We start from the raw sequence: 23,089 nt of genomic DNA, 5'->3' as shown, positions 1-23,089 counted from the left end.
CTAGCATTGTTAGATGCCTTTTTTTACTATAGAAAAAAAGGATTTCATTCTTGTTGATAAGATCGTGAAGAACCTAGTACAATTATCATGAAATCAAAGTAAAGAAAATGTGAATTTTACACTAGGTTATTTAAAACAGTTCCAACCTAATTCAATTTCTTTATGGAGATTTCGCATATCACTAAAAGGGATTTTAGTACAAAACCCTTTGAATTATACAAGATTACAGATGCAGTTTTAAAGGCGATGACAGCGGTAGAGCATGGTGAAACATCTGATGCCCAGAGTATTGCCCAAAGTGTCTATGAAACCCTTCTAGAACGTAAGGGACATGAGATTAATTATGTTCCTACGGTGGAAGAGGTACAGGATATTGTAGAGAGCAAATTAATGGCCAGTGAGTTTCAAGATGTAGCCAAAGCCTATATCCTTTATAGGAACAAACAAACCCTGAGCAGACAATCGAATATCTTTGAAAAGCGCATTAACCTTAAGCCATATGAGTACCCACAGCTGTACGAATATGTGCCGGCCATACGCCACTCTTACTGGATTCATACGGAGTTCAATTTTACCAGCGATATTCAGGATTTTAAATCACGATTGACCGAAGTGGAACGTGGTGCGATAAAAAACACCATGTTGGCTATTTCACAGATAGAAGTGGCGGTAAAGACTTTTTGGGGAGATATCTATCATAGAATGCCAAAACCTGAAATCGGTTCGGTTGGGGCAACCTTTGCGGAAAGTGAAGTAAGACATCATGATGCCTATTCCCATTTATTGGAAATACTTGGACTGAACAAAGAATTTGAAACACTTAAGAAAAAACCTGTAATTATGAAAAGGGTGCAGTATTTAGAGACTGCGCTCAAGAATGCCAAGAGTGAGGATAATAAGGAATATGCGGAATCCATTTTGCTCTTTTCACTTTTTATTGAGCATGTTTCATTGTTCTCGCAGTTTTTGATCATCATGGCATTTAATAAACACAAAAACATGCTTAAGGGTATCTCCAATGTTGTGGAAGCGACTTCGAAGGAAGAGCAAATCCATGGAGATTTTGGTATTGATGTGATTAATATCATCAAAAAAGAAAACCCTAAATGGTTTGATGAAGAGTATCACACCATGATACAGCAACTATGCGAAAAAGCTTATGTCGCAGAGAGTAAAATAGTGGACTGGATTTTTGAAGAAGGAGAGCTTGACTTTTTACCCAAGAATGTTGTGAATGAATTTATCAAAAACCGTTTCAACAACTCATTGGAGAGCATCGGAATCCAAAAAATGTTTGAAATAAATCAAGAATTACTAAAGCAAACAGAATGGTTCGATGATGAGATTATCGGCACCAAACACGGGGACTTCTTCGTGAAACGATCTATCAATTATAGCAAAAGAACACAAAGTATAACCAGTGACGACCTTTTTTAAAATATGGAAAACAAAACCTTCGAAAAACTAAATGACCAAACAGAAACAACAACTTCTCAAAAATTGGTGGATGCCAGAAAAGAAGGGCTTACAAACCTCAAATCTTCAAAAAGCCAAGAAGGTTTTAAATGGCTTAATGAACATAGCCGAAAGTTTTTAGATTCTGGATATTTAACCCATGGAGCGACTCCAGAAAGTAGAATTAGGGAGATTGCCGATCGAGCGGAATATATTTTACAGATTCCAGGCTATGCCGATAAGTTCTATAACTATATGTCAGAAGGTTATTTTTCCTTGGCGTCTCCTGTTTGGTCCAACTTTGGAAAGGAACGTGGGTTGCCCATAAGTTGTTTTGGTTCGCACATTGACGACGATATGGGGAACATCTTATATACCCAATCGGAGGTTGGAATGATGTCCAAATTAGGAGGTGGGACCTCGGGTTATTTTGGAAAGATAAGACACCGCGGAGCAGCGGTAAAAAACAATGGAGAAGCTTCAGGCGCAGTACATATCATGCAATTGTTCGAATCCATGGTAGATGTAGTAAGTCAAGGTTCTGTTAGAAGGGGGCGATTTTCCCCTTATTTGCCCATAGAGCATCCTGATATCATGGAATTTTTAGAGATAGGGACGGAGGGAAATCCTATTCAACAACTTACCCACGGTGTCACCGTCACCAATGAATGGATGCAGGAAATGATTGATGGTGATGTGGACAAACGTACGGCTTGGGCCAAGGTACTTCAATGTAGGGGTGAAATGGGATATCCTTATGTCTTCTTCACGGATAATGCCAATAATAGTGGTGCGGATGTTTACCAAGATAAAAACCATAAAATTTACGCAAGTAACCTATGCACTGAGATTATGCTACCCTCAAACGATAATTGGTCGTTTGTTTGCGTGCTTTCCAGTATCAATCTATTGCATTATGACAAATGGAAAGATACGGACGCTGTAGAGACAATGGTATTTTTCTTGGATGCCGTAATAACGGAATTTATCGAAAAACTAGAAGCTTTCAGAGATTCTCCCAATAGGGATGATAGGCAGACCTTTTTGTTCATGGAACGTGCTTATAACTTTGCCAAGGAAAACAGGGCGTTGGGCTTGGGCGCATTAGGTTGGCATTCATTGCTACAATCCAAAAGAATTGCCTTTGACAGTCAAGAAGCATATAATTTGAACAACGAAATATTTAAATCCATTAAAGAACGGTCTTACAAGGCCTCTGAAGAATTGGCTCAACGTTATGGAGAACCAAAAGTACTTGAAGGTTATGGAAGGCGAAATGCTACGCTTAATGCAATAGCACCGACTACCTCTTCTGCTTTTATACTCGGGCAAGTATCTCAAGGCATTGAGCCTATTTGGTCCAATATTTATGTGAAAGATATTGCCAAAATTAAGGTTACTATAAAAAACCCATATTTATTGGACATGCTGGAGGAAAAAGGACAAAATACAGATGAAGTCTGGCGGAGCATTAGGGATAGGGATGGTTCGGTGCAACATCTCGACTTTTTGAATGATGAAGAAAAGGCAGTTTTTAAAACCTATTCAGAACTCGACCAGTTGGATGTTGTTTATCAGGCTGCGGCTCGACAAAATCATATAGATCAAGGTCAATCCGTAAATATTATTGTGCACCCAGATATGCCCACAAAAGACATTAATAAAATTCATGTGACCGCATGGAAACTTGGATTAAAATCTCTTTACTATCAGCATAGTATGAACGCTGCTCAAAAATTCAAGCAAAAGAAAGAATGTGCCAGTTGTGAAGCCTAGCTATCAGCCGCATGACGTAATTTTTAACTTTTTTAAAAGATTGGTGGTTTTTGATTATCTATAAATCCAACCACCAATCCCCTTTTTTATATTGCAAAGATTCAAGCTGAATAGGCTCACCAATTTTTGGAGTGATAATAGGGGCTTTTAAGGCTTCAGCTTTACGTGTTGCGCGCTCAATTGGGTCTGTCCAAGGATGTATGCCAGTTTAAAGGAACCCCAATGTATTGGCATAAAGACCTTCGATTTTAAATCGATGCTTGCTTGAACCGTTTCTTCTGGGAACATATGAATATCTGGCCACATTTTGTTGTACTGCCCGCATTCTAACATCGCAAAATCAAATGGGCCGTAAGCATCTCCAATTTCCTTAAAATGCCCTGAGTATCCACTGTCCCCACTAAAGAAGATGCTTTCCGCCTGTGATTTGATAACCCATGAACTCCATAATGTACTTTGCCCATTGTTTAATTTTCTTCCTGAAAAATGTTGCGCGGGAGTGCATACAAGTTGAAGATTTTTATAATAAACCTCTTGCCACCAATCCAATTCTTTAATAACATCTTTTGAGATGCCCCACGCTTCTAGATGTACGCCAACCCCAAGCGGTACGTAGAACTGCTCTATTTTATCCTTTAGTAACATAATAGAATCATAATCCAAATGATCATAATGGTCGTGGGAAATTAATACCACATCAATTGGGGGCAATTTCTCTATTTCAATAGGTAGTGAATCATTAAAGCGGCTACCACCTAACAGTGGATGCGGGGCAGGAACTTTACCCAACATGGGGTCGAGCAATATGTTTTTGTTGTTCATCTGCAGTAAAAAAGCGGAATGTCCGAACCAAATCAATCGTGTAGGACCATCATAATTTGCAAGTTCAAGGGAATCGATTTCTTCAATCGCAATTTCGTTTTTGGGCCTTCCGTTCTCTACTTTTTCAAAGAAAAACTTCTTCGAAATCTTCAATGTTTCTGAAAGACTCAAATCTTTTGGGACATCTTTAATGTTCTTGAAAATTCCGTCTTTAAATTGCTTTGAAGATTGATACAGTATTTTGCGCTCTTTCGGTACATCCCCTCCAAAACTTGGATAGAAGTTCACAAATATTAGATAGGCAATAATTAGCAACCCTATTAGTGCGGTAACTGTCAGTAACATTCGTTTTGCGTATTTTATAAGTGTTTTCAAGGTTCAGTGAAATATTATTTGGATGCCAAGGTGTTTATATCCAAGTTTTCTAAATGCTTAAGACGCTGTTCAGTCTCCAAAGAGTTTATCATTGCTCGCCCAATACGACTTGTTGTGGTGACATTCTTGGCTTTTTTAAACAAAGGGAAAAATGGTTTCATCAAAACATAGATTGCATTATACCAACCGGTTCTTGATTTTATGCCCCTTTCGGGAATGATCATTCCAGGTCTAAAGCAATATGCATCTTTGAATCCCTTGTTCAGAATATAATTCTCGGTTTTACCTTTAACTCTTGCCCACATCGATTTTCCCCTTTCCGAGCTATCCGTTCCAGCACCGGAAACATAATTGAAAACCATATTAGGATTTAATTCGTAGAGCACATCCGCAAAAATTTTAGTGATTCCATAAGTTATATGAGTATAACTTTTTTCGTTTAAACCAAGTACCGAAACACCCATACAATAGAAACAGGCATCATATCCAATCAGTTGATTCTGAACAGATTTCAGGCCAGTAAAATCTTTTAAAACAATCTCCTTTAGTTTAAGGCCATTTAATCCAATGGGAGACCTACCTATTACAAGAGTTTCTTTAACTAAAGGGTCATCTAGACATTCTAAAAGAACACCCTTTCCCACCATCCCGGAAGCGCCTATTATGATTACTTTTTTCATCCTAATTCAACTCTCTATATTTTAAGGGACTCATACCTGTTTTTGATTTAAACAATTTGCTGAAGTGTTGTGGGTATTCAAATCCCAAGGAATAGGCTATTTCACTTACAGCATCTGTTGAACCCAACAGTTTGTTTTTAGCCCGATTTACGATAAATGTATTGATATGTTCTTTTGCCGACTTTCCGGTTTCTTTCTTCAAAAGATCACCAAGGTAATTAGGAGACATATGAAGTTTTTCACCACAATAGCGAACCGTTGGTAAACCTAGTTCAGAAGGTTTTTCTGAGGTAAAATAGTCCTTTAAAAGCTTTTCAAATTCGGTTACATGGTCTTGGTGCAAATTGGTACGGACATAAAATTGGCGGTCATAATAACGATTGCAATAATCTAAGATGAGTTCTATATTGGAGATAATGAGCTTTTGGCTGTGCTTATCGATATTTTGATTGATCTCCATTTCAATTTTGAGAACTAAATCGGTAAGGGTTGCCTTTTCTTCATCAGATAAATGCAATGCCTCATGCACTTCGTAGTCGAAAAAGGAATAGTTGTCAATGGTTTTGGTCAATTCTGATTTTCTAATGAGATCAGGGTGAAATACAAGAATCCAACCTTTTGCATCTTCTTCCACATTCTTCTCTTCAAATGTCATCACTTGATTGGGTTTAGAAAATACCATCATTCCCTCAGTAAAATCATATGAATTACGTCCATAACCCATCGAACCGCTAATTCCATCCTTTAGCGATACTGCGAAAAGGTTTGTATTGATTCGAACCCCTTCGAACTCGTGGAAATGTGGAAAGTCTTTTGCCCACATGACCGAAACCAAAGGATGCTTGGGAGGTGGCATACCAAACATGTTGTTGGCTTCCGTAATGGATTTTATGTGAATGATATCTTTCATAATACTAAAACCTGGTATTTCTAAGCTAAACAATAATATTGACTTTAGTCAACCTCCTGCATTTTTCGAACTTGCTTAAGAATTACCTTTTTGGGTGTAAATGGAATGGTCTTCATCATCAAACTTTGTGAAAAGGTCAATCCAGAAATAACATCCAGTTTTCCCTCCAACATGCCATTGTATCCATCTTCTGCAACGGAGCGTGCACTCACCGTCTTTTCGAATAGGCCTGTTTTATCCATTCCAGAAGTAGATGCGAATTCAGTTTCCGTAGCCCCGGGCATAAGCGTAGTCACCGTAATATTGGTATCGTACAATTCCTCTGCAATAGCATTTCCTAAATAGGTAACGTAAGCCTTGGAGGCATAATAAATGGCCTGAAGTGGTCCAGGTAAAAATGATGCAGTGGAAGAGGTATTTAAGATTTTACCACTATTTCTTGCAATCATTTCTGGAAGAAAAAGATACATAAGCTCTGTTAGGGCTACCATGTTAAGGTTTATCATTTGCTGTTGACGTTCCCAAGAAAGCTCATGAAATTTTCCGCGTAGTCCAAAACCTGCATTGTTGATCAGATAATGGATTTGAATTCCCTTTTGTTGGATTTCTTCAAAAATCTCCTTCGGAGCATCAGGGTTGCTTAAATCCTTGACAATAGTCAATACCTTGACAGCAAACTTTTGTTCCAGCTCCGATTTGAGCTCATTCAGTTTTTCTTGTCTTCGGGCAACAATGATTAAGTCACCATTTCTTTCGGCGTGAATTCTTGCCAACTCTTTTCCGATTCCGCTGCTTGCTCCAGTAATTAAGGCTGTTTTTTCCATTTTTTGAAACTTTAACTGATTTCTGGAACAAAATTAGCTTCAGTATGTAGGCTGAAAGTATATATTTTACTTAACAACGTATATGTTTTACAGAAATCAATAAGGTTTTATAGGGTTTTTGGTGACTGGTGTGTACTTATTTTGAGAAAAAAGATAATCGTAAGATTATAATGAAACTGAAATAAAAAGACTCCATTATCACAAAGGATTTGCCTTTTCTGTTTAAAGGACTAAAAGAAGATTGTCGGATAACAATATTCAAAGTTTCAACTAAATTTCTATCGATGTCAAAATTTGAGCTATTTATGCAAAAAAAGTATAGATTGAAGTGGGTTATTTGGTGGCTAAACCCCCTCTCTAAAGATAGTTTTGAACACTAGGTTTTATAAATGTCCCAAATACAAATATTAAAATAGAATGATTGAAAAGAAAATGAGTACATCTAACAAAACAAATAATTCCATACATTTTTTAATTATATTGTTTGCTTGCGTTTTGACCGTTAACGTCTACGGTCAAAAGAAACCTTTCGGAGCATATAAACAAAAGGTTCCTGGGACGGATTTAACAGTTTCTATGTTACCTATACCAGGCGGAAGCTTCGGAATGGGAAGTCCGAATACTGAAAAAGGTAGATCTGCTGATGAGGGACCGGTTCATCAGGTAGACATTGCCCCTTTTTGGATGGCTGAGTTTGAAGTCACTTGGGATTTATACCAATTATTTATGTCAAGGGATATAGACAAATTGGGAAACAGTGGTTCCAAGGGGAACGAGGTTTCGTTAGATGTTGACGCTGTTTCGGGGGCGACAACACCATATGTGGAGATGAGTTTCGGAATGGGAACTGAAGGTTACCCTGCGATATGTATGACACAAAATGCGGCTTCAAAATTTTGTGAGTGGCTGTCAGCGATGACAGGAAATTTCTACCGACTTCCCACAGAAGCTGAATGGGAATATGCCTGTAGAGCAGAAAGCAAAACACCATTTTCTTTTGGCGGAAGCGCCAACGGAATTGAAGACTATGCCTGGTATTCAAAGAATAGCGACGGCAAATATCAAAAAGTGGGTAAGAAGAAACCCAATCCATGGGGACTACATGATATGCACGGAAATGTAGCTGAATGGACGCTTGATGCATATGATTCGGATATTTATGGAAATCGTGCTGGAAGGAAAACCGCAGACCCTTTTAAGAAACCAACCAAAACGTATCCGAGAGTCGTTAGGGGAGGTTCATGGAAAGATAATCCGGAAAAACTTAGAAGTGCGGCTAGGGTCTATTCTGAAAAAAGATGGAAAATTCAGGACCCGCAGATCCCCAAAAGCAAATGGTGGCATACGGATGCTACATTTGTTGGCTTTAGGATTGTAAGGCCATATAATACGCCAAGTCCTAAGGAACAAAAGATTTATTGGAAAGCAAAACACACAAACTAAATACCTATGAATAATCAAACAAACAAAAAGAACAGCTCTGTCAGTAGAAGGTCTTTCGTAAAAACGACGAGCTTAGCTACTGGGGGAATATTGACGAGTAGCATTCCTTTTGAGGCAATGGCTCAAACCGGGAAGGTTGAAAAACTCAAATTGGCAGTAATCGGTTGTGGGGGACGTGGAACTGGTGCCACCGTTCAAGCCCTTACTGCGGACCCAGATGTTGAACTTGTAGGCTATGGCGGACGCGTTCAAAGATCGTTTAGAGGGCAGTCTAAGTGCCATTCAGGAGCATTTTGATGGTGAGCGCAAGATAAATGTTAAGGACAAGAATCGCTTTGTTGGGTTTGATGCTTACAAAAAGGCAATCGATTTGGCTGATGTTGTTGTTTTGGCAACTCCACCGGGATTCCGCCCTTTGCATTTTGAATATGCCATTTCGAACGATAAGCATGTCTTTATGGAAAAACCTGTTGCCACAGACCCAGCTGGTGTTAGAAGGGTTTTAAAGGCAGCAAAGGAGGCAAAGGATAAAAAGTTGAATGTTGTTGTCGGTCTTCAAAGACACTATCAAGAGAAGTATAATACGCTATACGACCAAGTAAAACAGGGCGCCATTGGCAAAATTGTTTCTGGTCAAGTGTATTGGAATGGCGGGGGTGTTTGGGTTAGACCACGTCAGGAGGGGCAGAGCGAATTGGAATACCAAATGAGAAACTGGTACTACTTTAACTGGCTTTGTGGAGACCACATATTGGAACAGCACATTCATAACATAGATGTGGCCAACTGGTTCATAGGAGAATATCCGACAATGGCCCAAGGTATGGGGGGAAGAGAAGTCAGAACCGGAAAGGACCATGGAGAAATTTTTGACCACCATTTTGTAGAGTTTACTTATCCATCAGGTGCCGTCATATCAAGTCAGTGTAGACATCAAAAAGGTTGTCATAATAGAGTAGATGAAGCCTTTCATGGAAGTGCAGGTTCAACGGTAATCAGTAAAGGAATCATTACTGACTTACAGGGAAATGAAAAATTCAACTACTCAAAGTTGAATGAAGGACAACACGATCCAAACCCTTATCAAGTGGAACACGATAGGTTATTCGCTGCAATAAGAACCAAATCAGAACTTTTGGCCGATGCCGAGAATGGAGCGAAGTCAACTTTAGCAGCAATTATGGGTAGAATGGCCACTTATTCAGGAGATATAATCACATGGGAACAGGCATTGAACTCACCACTTCAACTGGTTCCAGATAACATGGATTGGAACTCAACAGCTCCAACACTGCCAGATGCAGATGGAAATTACAAGGTTCCCGTTCCAGGGATAACCAAATATGCATAACTATACAAATCGTTTAAGATGAAAAGACGAAATTTTGTAAGTGCCATGGCTGCGACTTCGGCATTGGGAATTGTTCCAGGGGTTGTGATGGGCCAAACCAGAAACGCAATTTATGGGTCCCATAAGTTTAATCTAAAATATGCACCTCATTTGGGAATGTTCAAGAATTTGGCTGGACAGAACCCAATCGATCAGCTAAACTTTATGGCGGATCAAGGGTTTACGGCTTTTGAAGACAATGGCATGAAGGGAAGGCCCATAGATTTGCAAGAAAAGATGGCTTCGACCATGGCGAAGCGCGGAATTTCCACGGGGGTGTTTGTAGCCCATAAAATATATTGGCAAAAGCCAAATTTGGCCAGCGGGGATGAAGCACTTCGAGAAGAATTCCTAAAACAGATTAAAGAATCGGTGGAAGTTGCCAAAAGAGTTAATGCTAAATGGATGACGGTGGTGCCCGGGCACGTAGATTTAAGACAAAACATGGGATACCAAACTGCTCATGTTGTGGAATCCTTAAAAAGAGCTTCGGATATATTGGAACCCCATGGTCTGGTAATGGTACTTGAGCCACTCAACTTCAGGAACCACCCTGGTTTATTCCTTTCCGAAAGCCCACAGGCATATGAAATTTGTAAGGCAGTGGATTCTCCTTCGTGCAAAATACTTTTTGATATTTACCATCAACAGATTCAAGAAGGTAATCTTATTCCTAATATTGAAGGTTGTTGGGATGAAATTGCATATTTCCAAATTGGAGACAACCCTGGCCGAAATGAACCCACTACGGGCGAAATCAACTACAAAAATGTATTTAAGACCATCCATAAAAAAGGTTTTAATGGAATTTTAGGGATGGAACATGGAAATTCAATAAAAGGAGCGACAGGGGAAAAAAGGGTTATTGAGGCCTATGTGGAGTCGGATAGCTTTTTATAGAATTTGATTGACCTTAAACAGAAAACAGGTGGAGCTAAAACAAAGCACCTCTTTTTTTAGTTAGAAGTATAAACTGGAACTTCTTTCTTTATCAATTAGATTGATACTATATTTTGCATCCGTTGATCCAAACGTACCATCTATTGATAAGAACACCCCATTCATTAACTCATGCCCTTTTTTTAATCCTTTCGGTTGTATGTTTGATTCGAATTAAGAATTTAATCATTCAGTTTATGATTTAACTTCCGAAGAATAAGACAAGGGTAAAAAGTAGGATTCTTACCTGTTCTTAACCTATAAAAAATCTTATTTGAAGAGGTTTCCGTTGCGCCAAGGGGTTTTGAGGTTGAGCCTCTTGGTTGTAACGGCTTTCTGATTTAATAGCAAAACCTGTCCTACCATAAGGTGATTCCCTTGGACTTTATTTTGATATACAACGGTATTTGTAAATGATGATGAGTGCAGTGTAAGTTTCTATACAAAAAACCTACTTTTGTAAAACAAATTATACACCTGTAGATTTTTAGATATGGCAGAACAAATAGAAAGAATAAAAACATTAATTATAGGGTCAGGTCCAGCTGGGTATACAGCGGCAATTTATGCTTCTAGGGCTGATTTAAAACCGGTATTGTACACAGGCATGGAACCTGGGGGCCAATTGACCACCACTACTGAGGTGGATAATTTTCCAGGATATCCCGAAGGCGTAGATGGTCCAACAATGATGGTACAGTTGCAGCAGCAAGCCGAACGTTTCGGAACAGAAGTTCGTATCGGTATGGTCACTGCTGTTGATTTTAGCAATGTGGTCGGTGGAATTCATAAGATTACTGTAGATGACAGCAAGCAAATTGAAGCGGAAACTGTAATTATTTCTACTGGTGCCACGGCAAAATATCTGAATATCCCTAGTGAGCAACGCCTTAGGGGAGGTGGTGTTTCCGCATGTGCCGTTTGTGATGGCTTTTTTTACAAAGGGCAGGATGTCGCTATTGTTGGAGCTGGCGATACTGCTGCTGAGGAAGCATCTTATCTCGCCAATATCTGTACAAAGGTTACCATGTTGGTAAGAAAAGATTATATGAGGGCCTCAAAGGCCATGCAGCATAGAGTAAATAGTTTGGACAATATCGAGGTTCGTTATAATTCTGAGGCTGATGAGGTTTTAGGAGACCAAGTGGTTGAAGGTTTGCGCATTGTTAACAATCAAACCGGTGAAAAGGAGGAAATAGCCATTACTGGTCTTTTCATTGCCATAGGGCATAAACCTAACACGGACATTTTCAAAGGACAGTTGGAAATGGATGAAACAGGATACGTTATCACCGAAGGGAAGTCTACAAAAACCAATAAACCTGGAGTTTTTGCTAGTGGCGATGTTCAGGATAAAGAATACAGACAGGCCGTTACTGCAGCTGGAACAGGATGCATGGCGGCATTGGATGCCGAACGTTATTTGGCATCAGTGGAAAGTGTAGCTGAAGCTACTTCCTAATCGACTGGTAAATTAAAAGTAATAAAAAAGGCACCATTAGGTGCCCTTTTTTATTGGATGGAATCCTAAACTCAATCAATTCGTTTATAGTTTTCAGAAAAGGTGCGATTTCCCTCTTCATCAAAACTTATTTGGCTATAAGTTTCATCGGTTAGCTTCAACTCAAAATTAAATACGCGCAAGGTGTCCATGGCTCTCATCATAGGGGATGATGCATATTCCAAGGTTTCTATCAGAGAATCAGAGGTTATTCTATAGGTTCCATAGCCGAACCACTCTAAAGAATCTTTAGGGGCATATCTAGACCACATTACCTTACCATTATAATACATTTTTACTTGTCGGTAACCATCCGCAGTGAGTATTGTATCTGAAATGTTGACACCATCGTCATAATTATAAAAGCTTTGAAGTTCCCAGGTTCCTTGTATAGAATGCATTGTTTCTGTTTCCAGTTTTGGAGATGTGAGTTTTGTGGCAGAAATCAAAATCAGCATCAATAAAACCAATCCGACTAGTTTTTTCATGGCTGTGTTGTTTAAAGTTAAAGCTTCCTTTTCTTCAAGTAAGATAGGATTTTTTAGGCAATTAATCAATTGATAGCTAAAAAGAAAACCTAGCAAATGCTAGGTTTTGACTTAAGCGATTTTAATTACCTGCCATAAGTTTTATGCAATGGTTTAGCCCTTTATTCGAAGTAATCTATAAACAGGGCCATTTTTCTTTTAAGTTTATGTTCCAAGTCGACCATTCGGTAGTTGGTCTTGGGTTCGATTGATGACAACTTTTTTTGATAATACCGTTCAACTTTAGCTAACCTTCGTTGATATTTCGTTTCAAGTTCTCGAGCGAGTTGTTGAAACTCAAATTCAAGCTTTTTTGCTTTTTTTCCAATCTCCCTTTTGAAAAAAAATGGTTTGTAAGACGATTAGCTTTTTGTTGTAACCTGAGCATTTCGGTTTGGATTTTTTTCTGAAGCTCCAACATTTCACCATTTGCCAAAAATTGTATTTGTTGAATGGAATCTTGAGCTTCACTCTGAATGTCAGAAATTTCAAAACGAAAACTTGCTTTTAATGAATCAACTTCAAATTTTATCTGTGTGCCCAATGCGCTTATTTGAAGTTCTTTTATTGTAGTTGAGGTTGATTGTCCAAAAGAGCTTTGAGCCCCTAGGAACAACGATAGCACAATTGCAACAACTTGAATTTTATATTTCATAAAAGTTAAAGTTATTAATTGAGGAAAATCAAGTGGTCAATATTTATATACGCTACCAGAAACTGACTTTTTTGCTTGTACGCTAGCTTCACCAGAATATCTGATGTCTGCCCCACTACTTGCATCGGCGACCAACGATTCAGATACATTAATAGAAATATCCGCACCGCTACTTGCATCGGCATTACACTTTTTCACCATGAGTTCACCTGCTCTTATATCTGCACCACTGCTTGCATCGGCATAAAGCATATCCGCTTGTCCCGAAACTTTTATGCCCGCTCCGCTACTGGCATCTGCCGAAACTTCAGAAGCTATAAGTTCTACCTTTAAATCAGAACCACTGCTGGCATCGAGTTCAATCTTCTCCGATTCGATTACGTTTTGTACAATTAAGTCTGCTCCGCTTGAACTCCTCAGTCCAGAAACCTTTGGAAGAGAAACATATATTTTTTTCGTGGCTCTGCCAATATTTTCAATGGTATGGATGCGTAATTTTCCGTCCTTGATGTCGGTCGCAATTAAATCTATGATGTTTTCATCGGCTTCAACATCGATTTTAAATTTGGAGTTTTGCGTCACAAAGACGTCCAGTCCTTCCGAAGCTGATATTTCGGTGAAATCTTCGGTTACTTTACGGCTTTCTTCCACAACCTCTCCGTTGCCTTTTTTTCCATTGCCAAAATTTACGTCCATTATGCATGAGGAGGCAAAGACGACCAAGATAAATGCGATTGCTATTCGTGCAAGTGTTGTCATGATTGTTGTTTTTTATGCTCAGCTCGACTGGGCATCTGTTATTGATTGATTTTATTCTTTGATTTGAATGAGATACTGAAACAAGTTCAGCATGAAATTCTTAGTTATATTATTCTTTTGCTATTTATACTTTCCGAATTGTCGAAAACTTAAGCTCAATTGTCGTTATTGTCTCCAGCTTTTATTTGGATACCGTCTTCATCAATTTTCATTTTAAAGCTGTCGGCACCATCTTCGATGTTTACATTGACACCGTTTTTGTCTATTGTGATGTTGTCTTCCTCTGTTTCTTCTTCAACCTCCACGTCTTCAGGACAGTCTTGGCATTTAAGTTCACCATCATCTCCCATGACCCATAAGTAATCGATAATACCATTTCTATAAAGATTATGGTCATTTTCTATTCCTCGTCCGATATGCCCTCTTGTAGATTCCTCAAAAGCCAATACCTTACCTTCGGGAATGTAGACAGTGGTGGTAACTTCCTGATTTCTTGCTTTGTTTGAAGCTGCAGTCGTCAGATATTCATTGAGAATAATTGTGTTGGAAGTAAGTTCATAATCATAGTTGATTTGTTTGGCCCTTTCTCTGGCTGCCAAAGTACTATTCCCATGTGAATCCTTGCGAATGTTGAGTTTAACGTAGTCGTCATCCGATTTTCTAATCCTGATGCTAACATCGTCAGAAATCAATAATCTATTATCATTATCATCGTATGTGTAGGTCATTCTGCCAAAATGCACTCGGTCGAGGCCATATTCAAACTCCGAATTTTTCATTTTAATGATCAAAGTGTCATTTGGGTTCTCTATCAACAATTGATCCTTCACATTTACACTTCCTACATGCGCAAACTCCGCGGCTTGTTTTACCCCAAGGGTTATCAAGGTGCCAATGGAGAGTAACCAAAGCCCCAATAGTGAGAACTTGGCTATATTACCGATTGACTTTAGGTTGTTCACAAGAATTTTAAGGCCCAAATAGAGCACAAAGAAGAATGGAATTCCAGTTGCAAAAAACAACAATATGGATACTATCCACACCGGTGCTCCAGTAGTGTTGACAATTTCATATAAATCCACACCGGGAATATGAACCGAATCAAGCATGCCTACGGTAAAGAAAGCGATGAACAATGCAATTAGACTAGTCGCTCCTATTATAATTAATATAATGCCTATGAACTTTCCAAATATTTTAAAAAGGAACATGATAATATCACCAATGGTGTCAAAAAAGGTCTTGGAGCTGCTTTTGACCTGGTTGCCTACTTTTTCGTAGTCAACACTTTTAACCTTGTCTGCAACATTATCAAACCCCTCTTTTACTTTGCGTTCTATATTGCTGATGTTGATAGGCTCTCCCGACATGTCCAATTTTTGGGAGGTGGTCGAGGCTTCAGGTACCAAAATCCATAGAAGGATATAGGCAATTAGTCCAAAACCAGTAAATACGGCCAATAGGATAAAGATTAATCGTATCCAAAGCGCATCTATACCTAAATAATGTTCTAGACCGGAGCTGACACCACCGATATACTTATGGTCTATGTCTCTATACAACTTTTTGGACTTTCTTTCCGAACGGGTGTAGGTTTTGCGGGGTTCATCTTCAAAAATGTCCTCATCGACCATGTAGTCTTCTGGTTGCCCCATTACATTGATTACCTCATCAACCTCTTTTTCGGTGATTACCTGTCGCTCGTTCTCCATTTTTTCTAGAAAGAGTTCCGCAACCCTTGCCTCGATATCCGCTATGATTTCATCACTGCCAGGTGTACCGGAGAAGGATCGTTTTATGGATTCCAAATAGCGTTTGAGCTTGTTGAAAGCAGTATCGTCTATATGGAAGAGCGTATTTGCTAGATTTATATTTACTGTCTTGTTCATTTTTTGATTTTATTTTGTGTTGGTTACCAGATTGACTGCATTTCTAAGTTCATCCCAGGTACCGTTAAGCTCATTTAGGAATAAACGTCCTGTTTCGGTAAGCGCATAATATTTTCTTGGCGGCCCAGATGTGGATTCTTCCCAACGGTAGTTGAGCAATCCTGCATTTTTAAGCCTTGTGAGCAGGGGGTATATAGTGCCTTCCACTACAAGCATCTTGGCGTCTTTAAGGGCTCCAAGAATTTCAGAGGCATACTTGTCCTTATCTTTAAGTATGGACAGGATGCAATACTCCAGAACCCCTTTCCGCATTTGTGCTTTTGTGTTTTCTATGTTCATAACTACATGGTTCTATTTAATTAACTGTTCGTTTTCTTGTGCCGAACCTAGGTCCGACTTTGTTTCCGATGACTCCCCCGTGATGAGCAGGGGAGTGGAAACCGTTTTTTGATTGATGATTGATTGATTGATGATACTTCGACTACGCTCAGTACATGTTTTCGTTTTTTGATTGATGAGTAAACTCGAATTACTTATTATTTGATGAATTTTATGGTAAATGGATATTTAAAAGTTTCGCCCTCGTTGGTTCTGATGGTAGCCAAAATGGTATAGACAATATTGACTACGATTAAACCAAATTGTAAAACTCCAGTAATCCCTACTGGCCAGAAAAATCGGCCGAATCTAAAATCATCACTGCTAATATGGATGTTTAGATTGTTCAAGTCACTTAGACGATGGAACCCGAACCAATTCCCGTCGAATAGATCAGGTAAAAACCCAATAAAGAACGGTACACTGATTATTCCCACTAAAATGGAGTATAACAGCATGCTGATTTGAAAGTTAAGCGCCTGTTTACCATTATAATCCACAAATGCGTACTCCTTCTTATTGGCAGTCCACAAAATCAAAGGAAGAATAAAATTCCCAAAAGGAATAAAGTACTTTGAAAAGGTAGATGCATGAATGATAGCTGATAAATTTCTTTCGTGCTTGGTTAATGTTGTTGCCATTTTAATTGATGATTTTTGACCGTAAACTCGGTTTACCTATTAGCTTACGATGCAAATATATATCCAAAAGATGGTACTATGCAAAACAAAGTACTAAATATTAACATTTATTTAACAAATCAAAATAGTGGTTTTTTTGCTATTTTTAGAACATATAAAAACAAGAATATGGCTCTTAGCGCTAGTAAATTCAATAAGTTCACTTTTTTCAAACTTCCGTCAGCTTGGTGGTGCGGCGTACGACTCAAATACATTGACGATCAAAAGGCTATTACCACGGTCAAGCACAAATGGTTCAATCAAAACCCTTTTAAATCGATGTTTTGGGCTGTCCAGGGGATGGCTGCAGAGCTTAGTACGGGAGCAATGGTCATTGAACAAATTAGAAAAAGCGGCAAAAAAATATCGATGTTGGTCGCGAACAACAATGCCAGTTTCACCAAAAAGGCTACGGGTCGTATCACGTTTACCTGCGAAGATGGACATCTGATTCATCAAGCACTTCAGAAAACTATTGAAACCGGAGAAGGACAAACTTTTTGGATGAAATCAACCGGCGTCAATCAAGATGGAGTGGTTGTTTCTACCTTCAATTTTGAGTGGACCGTAAAAATAAAGTCGAAATAGTGCTCTTATAGGTCAATTTAGTACAAGCATCTTTCCTGCTTATCCTGTTTATTGCATACTGTTTAATCAATCACTATTAAAAATGACCGATAACAGAATGAGAATATTGCCCTTTGTCCTTTTGTTCGCTTTTTCTTTGACCATTTATGCTCAGACAGACAATAATTGGCCGCAACCTGCAGGTCCTAATGGTGACTGGACGGTAACAACGGATACCAAAGTGCCTACAGATTTTAGCGTTACCATGGATAGTAATATTCTATGGAAATCCGAGTTGCCCGAAGGCGGACAAAGTGGAATCACCGTTTGGAATGATAGAATCTTTCTTACCGTAATGAAACCTATTTACAAGATAGAAGAAGGAAAAGGAGTTAAAGGTTCTGACGTGTTAGCGCTTTGCATCGATGCCAAAGATGGTCGCATTATTTGGCAAGAAGAATTGAAAGGCAGTGTAGATAGTGAGTATATGTATGGTTTTAGCGACTCGTCAACTCCTGGTCCTGTGACTGATGGAAAGCATGTGTGGTTTTATAATGCAAGTGGAAATCTGAGTTGTTTTGATTTTAAAGGGAACCTAGTTTGGGAAAGAACATGGAACCCGGTTGAAGAATTGGATGGAATCCATTTTCCTTTCAATAAGCAATTTGAACCTTTTATCGTTGGTGACCTCATAGTCAACATGGAAACCTATTGGGAAAAAGATGGAAAGAGGGTTTATGGATGGAACTACCTTTATGGTATTGACAAAAGCACTAGCAAAGAAGTATGGATTTCACAAGATGGTCTTACACATTATAATACTCCGTTCTTATCAAAGACCGCGGACGGGAAACCAGCGATAATGATAGGTAGGGGAGGGCATCACCAAGTTCCAGAGAAGCCATCAGGATATTCGTTGATAGATGTTAAAACTGGAAAGAGAATCTGGCAATATGAAACTAATGAGGGATTATCACTATATCATGCCACATGGAACAAAGATTATGCGGTGTGGTATACTGAGAGTGAAAATGTCATCCATATTTTGGATTCTAAAACTGGTAAGCTCTTGCGAAAGATATCGTTAACAGAAAATGCTGATGTTTCAAAATACGATACAGAAACCGGGACATATGTAACTCAACGAAATGTTGATATCCAAAAACAATTAGGGTTTACAATATTTCCTGCCTGGTACACCAATATAATAGTCAATGATAAACTCTTCTTTCTTTGTTTTAAAGAAGGACGTTACAGAAAAAATATAGGTCCCGAATACACTATGGGTAGAATTGACCTAAAGACAGGAAAAGCTGAGTATCTGGAAGTGCCCGTACAAGTGGATTATAAGGAAGGTGAAAAATCCAATATTTGGAATACCGAACTTACCACCGAAACAATAAACATCAGGGGATTGGATGTGTCCAATGATAAAAGGTCTAGAAGGGATGGGTGGCATTGGAATTTTAATGGGAACCCAATTGCCATAAATGGAAAAATATTTTTTACTACGATGCTTGGTGTTGTGTACTGTATTGATGCGACAACGGAATCTTTTGATGAAAAAGCATTTATCAGTATTAACGATTTGGGCCCAAAAGGACAAACTTGGTCAGTAAATGCACCTTCGTTTGCAAACGGAAACCTTTACCACAGAACTTTAAAGCACCTGATATGTATAGGTGAAAAATGATAAAAATGGTTTTTTTTTGAGAAACTCATATTACTTTAACACTTAAACTTTATATCTTAGGGGTGTTACAATTTTTAGTAATTTCACCATTAACAGAGTAATTAATAGTAAACTAAACACACATGGGAAAATTTGAAATTAAATCCACCAGTTCCGGCAAAACAATGTTCAACCTCAAGGCTGGTAATGGACAGGTAATATTAACCAGTCAATCATACGCTAGTAAGGATGGATGCAAAAATGGTATTGAGTCTGTTCGCACCAATTCGCAAGACGATGGTAGATTTGAACGAAAAACTGCTAAAGACGGAAGCCCTTACTTTACATTGAATGCTGCTAACGGCCAGGTGATAGGGCAAAGCGAAATGTATACTTCTACAGCAGCCATGGAAAATGGAATTGAATCGGTTAAGAAAAACGCTCCCGATGCGGATGTAGAGGATAACTCATAAATATTCAATTTTAATTGATATAAAAAGCAGCCAATTTGGCTGCTTTTTTTACTTTGTACCCAATGGAGATTAAAGGTTCTTTTCCAAGTGTCAGGTTAAGTTATGACTAATGCAACTCAATTAAGGTTAAGAGTTTTATACATAAGTTTTGTGCCCTTGTTCATTGGACTGGCACTAACCCATTTTCCATTCTCCCTTTTTAGGTGAATCATAGTAGAAAAACCGTCGACTTTTGAACTAGTAACCCCTTCTACCACCAAAGCTTCATTATAATCCCTAGAAAAGGCAACCCTTGAATACGATAGTATGACATTGCTTGCTTTAAATCTGTTTTTCCACTTTTCTGTATTCCTAATCGTATCAAGTAATGATAGACCTATCCTGTTTTTATCATAACTCAATTTGTCCAAATCTAGGTTGACCTCATTAATCTCACCCAATTTTTCATATAATTCTTTTGGGACGCCTTTTTTAATCGGTTGATCTACTTCTTCCTTTCCAAGGTTGAACAGTACAGGTGATATGGCTACTTTCAATATACTGTCCTTAAAAATCATTTTTAGAGAATCATGTTCTTTCCAAAAATCCTCCTCCGTAAATTCCTCTGTAAACTTTGGAGGTGGTGGTGGTAAAAGTCCTACATAGTCCAAGTACTTATGTCCATTTATAAGTTGCGAATATATTTCGTAACTATACGCTTCTTCCTTTGTATCTTGAAAGGGGATATTAACTTCTTTTTTTTGGTCTTTGCATGAAAAAATCAAAATCATCAATAAAGGAAGTATTCTATTTACAGATATTGCTTGCATGGTTTAGAGCTTTATTTAATATTTCTGCACTTTTTTGTTCGATACGGTTTCTTTCAGCCTCAGTCATACGACCTAAATAATTGTAAGTTTCTTCCAATCCGACCCAAGCTAAACTTTCGTAATCTTTCAAAGTAAATTTACCTCCGTCAAACTGGTGTAATGCTTGAGCTATGGGTTTGATAAACCTTTCGGACATATAGTCATGTTGAGCCTTGCTCATTTTTTTCCTAATGTGACTTTCCAAATGAGGACTATCTAACTCTTGTTTACTCAATAATCCAATATGATAAGAGAAAAGTTGGAACAATCTAGCTCTGTCCTCTACTACTTGGTTTCTTGATTTTTTGTGAACATGCCTTATTATTTCTGCATGTATCGCCTCATGGATTAATAGTCTCGCCAATTCCAGTGGATTATTATTGGCATTATTCTTATTGATTATTATACGTATTTCATCATTGCTAGTCACACGGTCAAGGGTAATTGCATCCGCACCTGAATTTCCTTTTGGCATAGCTCCAACACTAAAGGTCAATTTAAATTCTGCGTCTTTTTTGAATTTCCCTATTGTTTGCTTTAACAGGTGATTGCTCATTGAGGTTGTTAAAATATCCAATACTCTTTTTACACAAGGGTTTGACTTGACCGATTTATCTATTATTATCCTTTTTGGTTGAGCTGATGGCCTTGGAATATTTCTAATAGAGCCATCACTCCGTATACCTTGGTATTGCTGCCCCCTTTGTGGAATATGGCCCGAACTGGTGTTGGAAACCCAGACCCATTTGTATCTGTCTGGCATAAATATAGTATGGCTATATTCATTGGGCTGTCCTTTTCCGTCATTATTATGGTCATTATACCTATCTATTATGTCACCAGGTATCCTAACCCTTCGATAACCACCTTTGCCACCTCCGTTGCCACAACCAGAGCCACCAGTGCTTTGCAACAGGCCACAGTCACTTGTACCAGCACAATTGCTTGATGTAACCTTGAAATCACAGCGTGAAGCACTTGGTGCGGGTAGAGCAATGGGATTTCCTATTTTTGTTATGCCGTGGAACCCATTCCCTTTCTGGTAGTACCTTGCCATACTCATTTCACCTTTCAAGTTATATAAATATGTCATGCCCGTAAAGCCACCTTTCTCCAAATCGAAGTAGGAACTGTAAGCCTCGCCATTTCTGGAGTCCATCCGTAATAACCAGTAGGCAGGATTATCGTCTATCATGGTCGCCAACAGGCTATAGGTAATATCGGTTATCTCCCCTTCTTCCAAATCAATTTTCACCAACTCTTCCATTTTGTACTCGTGCCATTCCCTCTCTTCCAAGGTTACCTTTTTATGTTCATTCCAAAGGATTTTTAGGCTGTTCTTTGCAATGTCAGAGGATCCATCGAAACCGTCAAGACTAAACTTGCTGCTGATAATTTCTTGTTCAGTAGGCTGAACAACTTCAGTCTCTTGGGTGATTTCTAATTCCGTAGCTTCTTCTTTTTCACAGGAATAGAAGAACATAAGCAAAATAAAAAAAGATAAGGTAAATTTTAGAAAAGAATGTTTTTTCATAAGTAGTGGATTAAGATTTAACAATTAATAATTGTCGGAGGATCAACGGCCAAAATAAGTACTTGCGTTGGAAAGGGGTTAAAGAAAAACCTTAAAAGTTCTATGGATTTTCTGCAATCTGAAAATAACCTAACTTTCTCTTTTTAATGAAACTGATATGTGCGGAATAGAAAGGGCTAGACTTAAAAACAAAATCATCGAATTTCTTTTACTGAACAAGAGAAGTGCATGGTCAGAGGATACTTTGCACATAAAGTTGGACGAACCCACCGAAACCATTAGTCATTTCAATAAAATCGTTTCTGAAATGATTGTGGAAGCACCAAAATATTTTGATTATAATACTGAGGATGATTACTTCACCTTGTTACAAGCAAATGATTTTACTAAAGAGTTCCATGAATGGGGAGGCTTTGTTGACTTATATATTGCCGAAGAAATGAGGCAACAGGATATTGAACAGGACAAGGAAAGAGAAAAACACTTCAAGAATTTGGAAAGGGAAAACACCTTTTTGACCAACAAACTGAACAAACAAAGATTAAAGACTCATTGGATTCCCATAACTATATCTATAATGGCTTTATTGCGTCTTCTAACAAGATTACAGAACCAACAGATGAAAGCAGGATACATAACATAGAAAGGCAGTTGGAAAACTTAGAAAAGGTTCTAAAGAAGGAAAACGATAGTCTTAAAAAAGAACTCAGGGTATATGAATCTGAAAAAGCCTTTTTTGACTTGAAATATGGAAAAATCGATTGTTAACAATTTTCAAGGGAAAAGGAAAAAATTATACTAAATAGAATATTTTTTTATAAAAAGATGCTACTTTTTATAACGATCTATACAAAAAGGGCTATTTAGTTGTACTAGCCACTACTTAACCTGACAGTTGTGGTTAATCTGACACTTGAAAAGAACCTTTAAGCTCATTGTATTCGATGAGCTTTTCTTTTGCTAAAAGTATGGAATCCTCAAAAGTCTGCAAA

At 38.3% G+C, this 23,089-nt stretch carries 23 protein-coding genes; 11 read left to right on the top strand and 12 right to left on the bottom strand.

Features of this window, described 5'->3' with window-relative positions; all coding sequences use genetic code 11:
• The first annotated feature begins 162 nt into the window (after positions 1 to 162).
• Together E4661_RS17945 and E4661_RS17940 are read left to right on the top strand one after the other, a co-directional pair.
• Positions 163 to 1,437, top strand: coding sequence for a ribonucleotide-diphosphate reductase subunit beta (locus E4661_RS17945; RefSeq protein ID WP_136468847.1), 1,275 nt, complete (start codon positions 163 to 165; stop codon positions 1,435 to 1,437).
• A gap of 3 nt (positions 1,438 to 1,440) precedes the next feature.
• A complete protein-coding gene (locus E4661_RS17940; protein ID WP_136468846.1) occupies positions 1,441 to 3,231 on the top strand; it encodes a ribonucleoside-diphosphate reductase subunit alpha in 1,791 nt (596 codons plus the stop codon).
• Positions 3,232 to 3,378: 147 nt separating this feature from the next.
• Here the strand turns inward: E4661_RS17940 and E4661_RS17935 are convergent, their stop codons facing one another.
• The 4 genes from E4661_RS17935 to E4661_RS17920 are packed head-to-tail and all read right to left on the bottom strand — an operon-like array spanning position 3,379 to position 6,842.
• Positions 3,379 to 4,398, bottom strand: coding sequence for an MBL fold metallo-hydrolase (locus E4661_RS17935; RefSeq protein WP_313779761.1), 1,020 nt, complete (start codon positions 4,396 to 4,398; stop codon positions 3,379 to 3,381).
• A gap of 44 nt (positions 4,399 to 4,442) precedes the next feature.
• A complete protein-coding gene (locus E4661_RS17930; RefSeq protein ID WP_136468845.1) occupies positions 4,443 to 5,108 on the bottom strand; it encodes a Rossmann-fold NAD(P)-binding domain-containing protein in 666 nt (221 codons plus the stop codon).
• Between the two features lies 1 nt (position 5,109).
• Positions 5,110 to 6,018: a helix-turn-helix domain-containing protein gene (locus tag E4661_RS17925; protein WP_136468844.1), complete on the bottom strand. Its 909-nt coding sequence runs from the start codon at positions 6,016 to 6,018 to the stop codon at positions 5,110 to 5,112.
• A 44-nt stretch (positions 6,019 to 6,062) separates the two neighbouring features.
• On the bottom strand, positions 6,063 to 6,842 hold the full coding sequence (locus E4661_RS17920) for an SDR family NAD(P)-dependent oxidoreductase (protein WP_136468843.1): 780 nt from the start codon (positions 6,840 to 6,842) through the stop codon (positions 6,063 to 6,065).
• Between the two features lie 417 nt (positions 6,843 to 7,259).
• On the opposite strand from E4661_RS17920, the gene E4661_RS17915 reads away from it, so the two are divergent.
• From E4661_RS17915 to trxB, 5 genes are all read left to right on the top strand, one after another.
• Complete coding sequence (locus tag E4661_RS17915; protein WP_240751532.1) at positions 7,260 to 8,285, top strand: formylglycine-generating enzyme family protein; 1,026 nt, start codon at positions 7,260 to 7,262, stop codon at positions 8,283 to 8,285.
• 6 nt (positions 8,286 to 8,291) lie between these two features.
• Positions 8,292 to 8,582, top strand: a complete 291-nt coding sequence (locus E4661_RS19500) for a twin-arginine translocation signal domain-containing protein (RefSeq protein WP_240751531.1) — start codon at positions 8,292 to 8,294, stop codon at positions 8,580 to 8,582.
• Positions 8,521 to 9,636, top strand: coding sequence for a Gfo/Idh/MocA family protein (locus E4661_RS17910; protein WP_240751530.1), 1,116 nt, complete (start codon positions 8,521 to 8,523; stop codon positions 9,634 to 9,636). The genes E4661_RS19500 and E4661_RS17910 overlap by 62 nt, the downstream gene beginning before the upstream one ends.
• Before the next feature lie 18 nt (positions 9,637 to 9,654).
• On the top strand, positions 9,655 to 10,575 hold the full coding sequence (locus E4661_RS17905) for a hydroxypyruvate isomerase family protein (RefSeq protein ID WP_136468842.1): 921 nt from the start codon (positions 9,655 to 9,657) through the stop codon (positions 10,573 to 10,575).
• 532 nt (positions 10,576 to 11,107) lie between these two features.
• The gene (trxB, locus tag E4661_RS17900) at positions 11,108 to 12,076 is read left to right on the top strand and encodes a thioredoxin-disulfide reductase (RefSeq protein ID WP_136468841.1); all 969 of its coding nucleotides are present in this window, start codon (positions 11,108 to 11,110) and stop codon (positions 12,074 to 12,076) included.
• Between the two features lie 71 nt (positions 12,077 to 12,147).
• Here the strand turns inward: trxB and E4661_RS17895 are convergent, their stop codons facing one another.
• The 6 genes from E4661_RS17895 to E4661_RS17870 form a co-directional block, all read right to left on the bottom strand.
• The gene (locus E4661_RS17895) at positions 12,148 to 12,603 is read right to left on the bottom strand and encodes a hypothetical protein (RefSeq protein ID WP_136468840.1); all 456 of its coding nucleotides are present in this window, start codon (positions 12,601 to 12,603) and stop codon (positions 12,148 to 12,150) included.
• Between the two features lie 286 nt (positions 12,604 to 12,889).
• Positions 12,890 to 13,297, bottom strand: a complete 408-nt coding sequence (locus tag E4661_RS17890) for a hypothetical protein (protein WP_136468839.1) — start codon at positions 13,295 to 13,297, stop codon at positions 12,890 to 12,892.
• Between the two features lie 36 nt (positions 13,298 to 13,333).
• Positions 13,334 to 14,056, bottom strand: coding sequence for a head GIN domain-containing protein (locus E4661_RS17885; RefSeq protein ID WP_136468838.1), 723 nt, complete (start codon positions 14,054 to 14,056; stop codon positions 13,334 to 13,336).
• 155 nt (positions 14,057 to 14,211) lie between these two features.
• Positions 14,212 to 15,945, bottom strand: a complete 1,734-nt coding sequence (locus E4661_RS17880) for a PspC domain-containing protein (RefSeq protein WP_136468837.1) — start codon at positions 15,943 to 15,945, stop codon at positions 14,212 to 14,214.
• A 9-nt stretch (positions 15,946 to 15,954) separates the two neighbouring features.
• Entirely contained in the window at positions 15,955 to 16,284 is a 330-nt protein-coding gene (locus tag E4661_RS17875; RefSeq protein ID WP_136468836.1) for a PadR family transcriptional regulator, read from the bottom strand.
• Between the two features lie 197 nt (positions 16,285 to 16,481).
• Positions 16,482 to 16,964, bottom strand: a complete 483-nt coding sequence (locus E4661_RS17870) for a DUF4870 domain-containing protein (RefSeq protein ID WP_136468835.1) — start codon at positions 16,962 to 16,964, stop codon at positions 16,482 to 16,484.
• Positions 16,965 to 17,132: 168 nt separating this feature from the next.
• On the opposite strand from E4661_RS17870, the gene E4661_RS17865 reads away from it, so the two are divergent.
• The 3 genes from E4661_RS17865 to E4661_RS17855 all read left to right on the top strand — a co-directional run bounded on the left by E4661_RS17865 (position 17,133) and on the right by E4661_RS17855 (position 19,715).
• Positions 17,133 to 17,591, top strand: coding sequence for a DUF4442 domain-containing protein (locus tag E4661_RS17865; protein ID WP_136468853.1), 459 nt, complete (start codon positions 17,133 to 17,135; stop codon positions 17,589 to 17,591).
• Positions 17,592 to 17,673: 82 nt separating this feature from the next.
• The gene (locus E4661_RS17860; RefSeq protein WP_205728982.1) at positions 17,674 to 19,263 is read left to right on the top strand and encodes an outer membrane protein assembly factor BamB family protein; all 1,590 of its coding nucleotides are present in this window, start codon (positions 17,674 to 17,676) and stop codon (positions 19,261 to 19,263) included.
• Positions 19,264 to 19,385: 122 nt separating this feature from the next.
• Positions 19,386 to 19,715 carry a YegP family protein gene (locus E4661_RS17855; protein WP_136468834.1) on the top strand — a complete coding sequence of 110 codons (330 nt, stop codon included), beginning with the start codon at positions 19,386 to 19,388 and terminating at the stop codon, positions 19,713 to 19,715.
• Positions 19,716 to 19,831: 116 nt separating this feature from the next.
• Here the strand turns inward: E4661_RS17855 and E4661_RS17850 are convergent, their stop codons facing one another.
• Both E4661_RS17850 and E4661_RS17845 read right to left on the bottom strand, forming a co-directional pair.
• The gene (locus E4661_RS17850) at positions 19,832 to 20,524 is read right to left on the bottom strand and encodes a hypothetical protein (protein ID WP_136468833.1); all 693 of its coding nucleotides are present in this window, start codon (positions 20,522 to 20,524) and stop codon (positions 19,832 to 19,834) included.
• On the bottom strand, positions 20,502 to 22,097 hold the full coding sequence (locus E4661_RS17845) for a hypothetical protein (RefSeq protein ID WP_136468832.1): 1,596 nt from the start codon (positions 22,095 to 22,097) through the stop codon (positions 20,502 to 20,504). The genes E4661_RS17850 and E4661_RS17845 overlap by 23 nt, the downstream gene beginning before the upstream one ends.
• Before the next feature lie 157 nt (positions 22,098 to 22,254).
• Here E4661_RS17845 and E4661_RS17840 point away from each other — a divergent pair, with 157 nt between their 5' ends.
• Positions 22,255 to 22,740: a hypothetical protein gene (locus E4661_RS17840; protein ID WP_136468831.1), complete on the top strand. Its 486-nt coding sequence runs from the start codon at positions 22,255 to 22,257 to the stop codon at positions 22,738 to 22,740.
• Positions 22,741 to 23,089: the final 349 nt, after the last annotated feature.

Origin of the sequence: Flagellimonas onchidii (assembly GCF_004804315.1) — a bacterium.
GTDB lineage: Bacteria > Bacteroidota > Bacteroidia > Flavobacteriales > Flavobacteriaceae > Flagellimonas > Flagellimonas onchidii.
This window is presented reverse-complemented; position numbering and strand designations above follow the sequence as displayed.

Bases quoted from the DNA above. Each gene is read 5' to 3' on its own strand.
- E4661_RS17915 (WP_240751532.1), top strand. From the start codon at position 7,260: ATGATTGAAAAGAAAATGAGTACATCTAACAAAACAAATAATTCCATA.
- E4661_RS17850 (WP_136468833.1), bottom strand. From the start codon at position 20,524: ATGCAAGCAATATCTGTAAATAGAATACTTCCTTTATTGATGATTTTG.
- E4661_RS17885 (WP_136468838.1), bottom strand. From the start codon at position 14,056: ATGACAACACTTGCACGAATAGCAATCGCATTTATCTTGGTCGTCTTT.
- E4661_RS17920 (WP_136468843.1), bottom strand. From the start codon at position 6,842: ATGGAAAAAACAGCCTTAATTACTGGAGCAAGCAGCGGAATCGGAAAA.
- E4661_RS17870 (WP_136468835.1), bottom strand. From the start codon at position 16,964: ATGGCAACAACATTAACCAAGCACGAAAGAAATTTATCAGCTATCATT.
- E4661_RS17910 (WP_240751530.1), top strand. From the start codon at position 8,521: ATGGCGGACGCGTTCAAAGATCGTTTAGAGGGCAGTCTAAGTGCCATT.
- E4661_RS17865 (WP_136468853.1), top strand. From the start codon at position 17,133: ATGGCTCTTAGCGCTAGTAAATTCAATAAGTTCACTTTTTTCAAACTT.
- E4661_RS17860 (WP_205728982.1), top strand. From the start codon at position 17,674: ATGACCGATAACAGAATGAGAATATTGCCCTTTGTCCTTTTGTTCGCT.
- E4661_RS17845 (WP_136468832.1), bottom strand. From the start codon at position 22,097: ATGAAAAAACATTCTTTTCTAAAATTTACCTTATCTTTTTTTATTTTG.
- E4661_RS17935 (WP_313779761.1), bottom strand. From the start codon at position 4,398: ATGTTACTGACAGTTACCGCACTAATAGGGTTGCTAATTATTGCCTAT.
- E4661_RS17880 (WP_136468837.1), bottom strand. From the start codon at position 15,945: ATGAACAAGACAGTAAATATAAATCTAGCAAATACGCTCTTCCATATA.
- E4661_RS17840 (WP_136468831.1), top strand. From the start codon at position 22,255: ATGTGCGGAATAGAAAGGGCTAGACTTAAAAACAAAATCATCGAATTT.
- E4661_RS17890 (WP_136468839.1), bottom strand. From the start codon at position 13,297: ATGAAATATAAAATTCAAGTTGTTGCAATTGTGCTATCGTTGTTCCTA.
- E4661_RS17895 (WP_136468840.1), bottom strand. From the start codon at position 12,603: ATGAAAAAACTAGTCGGATTGGTTTTATTGATGCTGATTTTGATTTCT.
- E4661_RS17875 (WP_136468836.1), bottom strand. From the start codon at position 16,284: ATGAACATAGAAAACACAAAAGCACAAATGCGGAAAGGGGTTCTGGAG.
- E4661_RS17940 (WP_136468846.1), top strand. From the start codon at position 1,441: ATGGAAAACAAAACCTTCGAAAAACTAAATGACCAAACAGAAACAACA.
- E4661_RS19500 (WP_240751531.1), top strand. From the start codon at position 8,292: ATGAATAATCAAACAAACAAAAAGAACAGCTCTGTCAGTAGAAGGTCT.
- E4661_RS17925 (WP_136468844.1), bottom strand. From the start codon at position 6,018: ATGAAAGATATCATTCACATAAAATCCATTACGGAAGCCAACAACATG.
- E4661_RS17930 (WP_136468845.1), bottom strand. From the start codon at position 5,108: ATGAAAAAAGTAATCATAATAGGCGCTTCCGGGATGGTGGGAAAGGGT.
- E4661_RS17905 (WP_136468842.1), top strand. From the start codon at position 9,655: ATGAAAAGACGAAATTTTGTAAGTGCCATGGCTGCGACTTCGGCATTG.
- trxB (WP_136468841.1), top strand. From the start codon at position 11,108: ATGGCAGAACAAATAGAAAGAATAAAAACATTAATTATAGGGTCAGGT.
- E4661_RS17945 (WP_136468847.1), top strand. From the start codon at position 163: ATGGAGATTTCGCATATCACTAAAAGGGATTTTAGTACAAAACCCTTT.
- E4661_RS17855 (WP_136468834.1), top strand. From the start codon at position 19,386: ATGGGAAAATTTGAAATTAAATCCACCAGTTCCGGCAAAACAATGTTC.